This is a genomic window from Methanospirillum sp., assembly GCF_035406105.1.
GTDB lineage: Archaea > Halobacteriota > Methanomicrobia > Methanomicrobiales > Methanospirillaceae > Methanospirillum.
This window is the reverse complement of the sequence record NZ_DAONKG010000341.1, coordinates 1-1641: the sequence shown is the minus strand read 5'-3', so window position 1 is coordinate 1641 and position 1641 is coordinate 1. Positions and strand designations below refer to the sequence as shown.

At 48.3% G+C, this 1641-nt stretch carries 1 protein-coding gene and 1 pseudogene; both read right to left on the bottom strand.

The genetic code is table 11. The annotated features are described in order from the left end of the window. The coding region (locus PLA23_RS13270) for a PKD domain-containing protein (RefSeq protein ID WP_324475515.1) at positions 1-1432 on the bottom strand (1432 nt) is incomplete at its 3' end. A gap of 21 nt (positions 1433-1453) precedes the next feature. Then, positions 1454-1570: pseudogene (locus PLA23_RS13265) on the bottom strand (PKD domain-containing protein); the annotation flags it as partial. Between the last annotated feature and the right edge of the window lie 71 nt (positions 1571-1641).

Here is a 1641-nt window from a genome sequence, read left to right as displayed (position 1 = left end):
CAAAGAACCAGGTCCAGTCTACAATCTCACCACCATAGGAGAGATCCCTGAATGAGACATTGAACGGATCCTCTGAGATGATGGTATAACTAAAGTCTGCAACGACTTCCGGACATCCAAAGGTTAAGATTTTACTATGTGTTTCATTCCCGCCACAGGGACTGGTTGCATGGAGAGTGACGGTATAATTCCCTCCTTCATTGTAGATATGTACCGGGTTTTGGAGATATGACGTTTTCCCGTCTCCAAAGTCCCAGTGCCATGCATTCGGCTCTCCCTCTGTCAGATCAGTGAAATAGGCCGTTACCGGAGCATCTCCGTCAGGGGGATCCAGCTGGTAGGTAAAGTTTGCAAATACCGGACAGCAGACCAGCTGATCCATGTCATCGTACTGTCCACAGTCATTCGTTACCCGGAGATTTACCAGATACTCACCACAGGAATTATAGGTCTTTTCCGGGGGATTCTGACCGGAGTAAGTTGTACCATCACCAAATGACCAGTTCCATGATGTGATTGAATTGCTGTTCGGAACCGACTGATCGGTAAATCTCATGGTGAAGGGCTTTGAGGAGACCATCTCCTTCGTGAAGTTAGCAATTGGCGGGGAACAGAGACAGGGGACGGTGATATTATGAATCCATGAGTTTTGAGCACCACATGTCGTCGTTATGGTGAGGTTAACCAGGTAGGTTCCTGGCTGGTTGTACCGATAGACGGGGTTCTTGTCTGACGATAAGCCCGCATTATCACCAAAGTCCCATATCCAACGGGTTATTGCATCTCCGAATACCTTCGAGGTATCATTGAACTGGATGGTATTCCCATCCTCAAGACAGGTGTAGGTAAAGTCAGGAACTGGCATCTGGCAGCAGGGGACGGTTACCTCTCGTGTCCACCGGGCTGATGAATTGCAGGTGGTGAATACCGTTAAATTGACCGGATAGGTCCCTGGATTATCATACTGATGCGTTGGGTTTTGTAGTCCGGATATATTGTCTTGCCTCAAATCTCCAAACTCCCAGTACCAAGCCCTAATTCCATTGCCCATTCCTCTGGATAGGTCGGTAAAGTTGACAGTTCGTTCTCCAATGCATTTGTAATCAAAGTCAGGAACCGGGGGCGGACATCCACAGACGATATCCTGTATGGTGTCATTACTACTTCCACAATCAGCGGTCACCTTCAGTCGGACTGTATATTGGCTGCAACTTGGGTAGGTGTGGGTCGGGTTCTGCTCTGTTGAGGTTGTACCATCTCCAAACTCCCACAACCACGATAGATTCACATGAGGAACATGGGTGGAACGATCTATGAACACAAACTCCTGAGGATTGGCCGAAGTAGTATACTCAAAGGCTGCTTTCGGGGACGGACAGCCGCATATGACATTCTGAATCGTCTCATTACTACTCCCGCAATCAGCCGTCACCTTCAGTCGAACTGTATATTGGCTGCAACTTGGGTATATGTGAGTGGGGTTCTGCTCCGTTGAGGTTGTACCATCTCCAAACTCCCACAGCCACGATAGATTCACAGAAGGATCATGGGTGGAACGATCTATGAACACAAATTCCTGAGGATTTGCCGAAGTAGTATACTCAAAGGCTGCTTTCGGGGACGGACAGCCGCATATGACAT